Source organism: Methylocystis sp., from assembly GCF_050251305.1.
Lineage (GTDB): Bacteria > Pseudomonadota > Alphaproteobacteria > Rhizobiales > Beijerinckiaceae > Methylocystis.
The window spans coordinates 1-4748 of the sequence record NZ_JBFWNB010000093.1 but is presented as its reverse complement, the minus strand read 5'-3'; the positions used below and the strand labels follow the sequence as shown (position 1 = coordinate 4748).

Sequence of the window (4748 nt, the reverse complement as noted above, 5' to 3'; positions counted from 1 at the left end):
TCGAGCGCTCCGCGCGCGGATAGCGCACGCGGATGTCGATCTCATCCTCGGAATCGTCGGGGCGGTATTTGTCGATCAGCAGGCCGCTCGTTACGAGCTGGAGGACGGCGCCCGCCTCGCTGACGCTGCGGCCGTAGCGGCCGGCGAGCGCGCGGTCGACATCGATCGACCATTCGATGCCGGGAAGGGGCAGCGTGTCTTCCTGGTCCATATAGACCGGAACGTCGAGGCCGCCGGCGTCCATCGTCGCCGTGTCGACGAAATGGCGCGTCTTCTTCGCGGCGGCGAGCATCGCGTCGAAATTCGGCGCGGAGATCTCGACCTGCACGTCCTTGCCGATGGGCGGGCCGCCTTCGCGCGAGCGCGCCTCGGTGCGCACGCCCGGGACGCCTTCAACCATCTTGCGCAACTCCTCCATGACGATCCGGGAATGTTCGCGCTCGGAATAATAAACAAGATCGACGCCGACCTGGCCGATCGTATCGGGCGGATAGTCGGTGTTGCGGGCAAGGCCCTGGCCGGTCTGCAAATAGAGATGCTCGATCGCCGGATGGTCTTTGACCCGCTCGGCGACTTTTTCGACGACGGCGATCTTCTGCTCCTCGGAAAGATTGCCCCGCGCTTCGACGAGGATGTTGATCTGTTCGGAATCGTCGCGAATGAAGAATTCGAGATCGGGCGAGGCCGCCGCAAAGCTCGCGACGCAGACGACAAGCACGGCGCCCGTCGCGGCGAGGACGGCGAGCGGACGGCCGATCGCGCCCCTCACGAAACGCGAATAGACGCCGATCGGCCCGCGCAAGGTCGTCGGATCGATTTCCTCCATTTCGTAGGCGGGCGCGGCGTCCGTCTTCCCCTTGAGGCGCAGCCGCTCTTTCAGCTTTTTCGGGAGCCCGAAAAGCGAGCCGAGCACCGGCAGAAAGACCAGCGCGACGACGAGCGACGAAATCAGCACGAAAATCAGCGTGAGCGGGATGAACTTCATGAATTCGCCCGCCATGTCCTTCCAGAACAGGAAGGGCGCGAAGGCGGCGAGCGTCGTCGCGGTCGAGGTGATGACCGGCCAGAACATGCGCTTCGCCGCTTCGAGATAGGCGGTCTTGCGCGCCGCGCCCTCGACCATGCGCCGGTCGGCATATTCGATGACGACGATCGCGCCGTCGACCAGCATCCCGACGGCGAGGACGAGGCCGAACATCACCATCATATTGAGCGTGTAGCCGAAGACCGAGAGCAGGAGAAAACCGATCAGGAAAGAGGTCGGAATGGCGACGCCGATCATGATCGCCGAGCGCAGGCCGAGCGCGGCGACGATGACGATCATGACGAGAAGCACCGCGGTCATCACCGAGGCGGTGAGCCCTTCGAGATTGTCTTTGACGACGACCGACTGGTCGTTGATGAAGTCGTGGCGGATCGTCGACGGCCAGAAGGCGGCGTTCTTTTCGACGACCGCGCGCGCGGCTTCGATCGTGTCGACGATATTCGCGCCGGCGCGCTTCGTGATCTCGACGCCGATCGCCGGCGCGCCGTCGAAAATCGCATAGCCCGTGCGATCGACGAAGGTCCGCCGCACCTCGGCGACGTCCCCGACGGCGACGACGCGCTCGCCCCTGGCGCGCAACGGGATCGCCATGAGCTCGGGGCCGGATTTGACGACGCCCGGCGCCTTCACCGCAAAGCGGCCGTCCTCGACATTGAGCGCGCCCGCGGTGACGAGACGGTTGTTCGCCGTCACCGCGTTGATGACCTCAAGCTCGGTGAGGCCGTAGGATTCGAGCGTCGTCGGATCGACGATGACTTCGAGCAGCTCTTCGCGCGCGCCGGTGAGCCGCGCTTCGAGAACGCCATTGACGCTTTCGAGGCTGTCTTTCAGCGCGCGCGCGGTCTGGTAAAGCGCGCGTTCGGGCGCGGCCCCATGCAGAATGACCGTCAGGATCGGGAATTGCGTCTGCATGTTGAATTCTTTGACGACCGGTTCTTCGGCGTTCGCCGGGAATTTCGCCTTCGCCCGGTCGACCGCCTCGCGCACGTCGAGCACGGCCTGGTCGACATCGGCGGTCGTCACGAATTCGAGGATGATCTGCGCCGCGCCGTCATAGGCGAGGGAGTCCATCTGCTTGAGGCCCTCGATCGCCTGGAGTTCGAGCTCGGTCGGCTTGACGAGCAGGCGCTCGCCGTCTTCGGGCGACACGCCCGGCAGCGGCAGCGTGACGACGACGAAGGGCGCGGGGATGTCGGGCTCGGCCTCGCGGGGGATCGTTTTAAAGGCGACGACGCCGAAAATAATCAGGACGACGAGCGCCGTCATGACGACGCGCGTATTGGCGAAGGCCGCGTCGATGAGGCGTGTCATGCGCCGGCCTCCTCGGCGGCGACGGCGACCTTTTGGCCGCGCTTGACGAAATCCTGGCCGCGGATGATGAGCCGGACATCGCCATGCAGCCCCGCGACATAAACGCCGTCCGCGGCCTCGCCGAGAAGGCGCACCGGCGCGAAATCGACGATGTCGTCCGCGCCGACGAGCCGGACGCCGATGCGGCCCTCATCGTCGAGCGTCAGGGCCGAGCGCGGCGCGAGATGGGCCTCGCCGCGCCCCGCGAAGACGGTGAAGTCGGCGGTCATGCCGTCGCGGATTGCGCCGTCCTCGTTCGGCGTTTCGAGCTGCACCTCGAAGGTGCGCGTCGCCTCGTCCGCGGCCTTGGCGACGAAACGGACGACGCCCTCGACCGTTTCGCCTGAGGCGAGCCGCGCCGTTCCCTTGTCGCCTTGCGAAATCTTCACGACGTCGCGTTCGGAAACCGCGCCGACGATGAGAAAGGGCGTCTGCTGAATAACGACGCCGCAGGGGTCGCCGATTTTGAGATAATCGCCGGTCTCGGCGAGACGTTCGTCGAAAATGCCGGCCCAGGGCGCGGCGATCACGGTTTTCTCGACGGCGACCTCGGCCTGTTCGAGATTGGCCTTGGCGAGGTCGCGCGCGGCTTTGGCCGCCGCGACGGCGGTCTCGGAACGAAAGCCCTCTTTCGCCAACGCCGCCGCCGCCGAATAGTCGAGCTTGGCCTTGGCGAAAGCGGCGCGCGCTTCGTCGAGCGCGGCGCGGCGCGCGTCGATCTTCAGCCGGCAGAGCGGCGCGCCGGCCTCGACCTTGACGCCCGGCTCGGCGGGGGTCGCCTCGACGACGCCCGCCGTTTCGGCGCGCGCGACGATTTTCCGCAAGGCCTCGGCGCGGCCCCGAATTCGAACCTCGTCGCGCCATTCGACCGGCCCGATCTCGCGCGCGACGACGGCGAAGAGTTCCGATTCCGGCGCCGCCGGCTTGTCGGGCTTGGCGCCCGCAAAGAGCGCGCGCGCGCCGAAATAGAGGACGAAGGCCGCAAGAATGACGAGCGCGGTCTTGACGGAGTTCGAGAGCCTCATCGGTCGCATCCTGCCAAAAGAACATAGCCGGACGCGCCTCGTTCTCCGGTCAGGAGGAGGGCGCGCGAACAGCGGCGCTAAACTAGTCAGTTTACCCTAGGCTTCAATCGCTAATCGAAACTGAAGCGGCGAAACGCTTCAATTTCGCGAGAGAACGCGCAACCACGGGGCGAGTCGGGACCTACTTATCCCCGTCCCCCCAAGGGCGCCGTAGGCTGAGCGGGAAGTCAAGGAGTTTCCGCCCCTCATGAGCGTTAGGCATGCAATCGTTGATCTCTATTGGAGCCCTGCTCCCATCCTTCGTGACGCGGCCCTTTGGGCCGCTCCTCAGGATGAGGCTTTCCGTTGTTGCAACACTAAGGGCCTCATCCTGAGGAGCGCCGAAGGCGCGTTGCGAAGGATGGGCCGCGGGGGCGCTGGGCGAGAGATGTCGCCCGCCCCCTCAGTAATAATAGGGTCTAGCCCCGAGCACGTCTGGGGCCTTGTTGAGGACCGTGCCGACGACCTTCGTCTTGGCGAGAAGACGGCGGGCCTCTTTCAGGTCTGCGACTTTCGTGTCGCCGCTCGCGGCGATCAAGAGGACGCAGTCGACCTTCGGCAGGAAGGCGATCGCGTCGTCGCAGCCGAGCAGGGGCGAGATGTCGAAAACGACAAAGCGCGCGCCGAATTCATTCAGGCAGCCGGATATGAGCTCGTCGGCGCGGGGCGACGTCAGATGTTCGGCGCCCCGCCGCGAGACGCGCTCATTGCCGAGAAGCAGCATTTCGGGAAGGTCGGGGCGCATGACGACGTCCCGCAAGGGCTTTGCGCCTTCGAAGAAGTCGAGAAGCGAGGGAATCGCGGAAAGGCCGAGATAGCGCGCGATGCTCGGCCGGTGGAAATCGAGATCGACCAGCGCGACGCGGTTTCCGGCCTTCGACCCGATCGCGATCGAGAGATTGATCGCGGTCACCGTCTTGCCGGCGCCGGAATTGGGCGAGACGACCGCGACCGTCCGCCAGCCCTCGGCCTCCATGCGTTGCAGCAGCCGCGTTCTGAGGACGCGATAGGAGTTGAGCACCGGGTCCTGTTCGTTCGAGATGATGCGGCGGCGCGCAAAGCCGTCGAAATCGCAATGAAACTCCGGGAAGGAAGAAATGTCGGGCGGCGCGCCGTCGCGCTCAAAGCGCGCGCGCGTCTCGATGACGGGGTTGGGGGAGCCGCCGGCCGACGTCGTCGCGGGCGGGCGTTCTCCGGTCTTCTTGCGCGCGCCGCGGGCGCGCAGGACGGCTTCCCTGATATGATCCATGACCGCGAGATCCTATGCTGCGTCGGCGATGGGCGCGTCG

The 4748-nt window shown here is 65.9% G+C and carries 3 protein-coding genes; all 3 read right to left on the bottom strand.

What is annotated here, in order from left to right; all coding sequences use genetic code 11:
- Positions 1-2356, bottom strand: a 2356-nt coding sequence (locus tag AB7F41_RS17120; RefSeq protein ID WP_428406722.1) for an efflux RND transporter permease subunit, incomplete at its 3' end; no start/stop codon positions are given.
- Positions 2353-3420 (bottom strand): efflux RND transporter periplasmic adaptor subunit, encoded by a 1068-nt coding sequence (locus AB7F41_RS17115; RefSeq protein WP_428406721.1) that lies wholly within the window; start codon positions 3418-3420, stop codon positions 2353-2355. The genes AB7F41_RS17115 and AB7F41_RS17120, both read right to left, overlap by 4 nt.
- Positions 3421-3862: 442 nt before the next feature.
- Positions 3863-4708 (bottom strand): CpsD/CapB family tyrosine-protein kinase, encoded by an 846-nt coding sequence (locus AB7F41_RS17110; RefSeq protein ID WP_428406720.1) that lies wholly within the window; start codon positions 4706-4708, stop codon positions 3863-3865.
- Positions 4709-4748 lie beyond the last annotated feature (40 nt).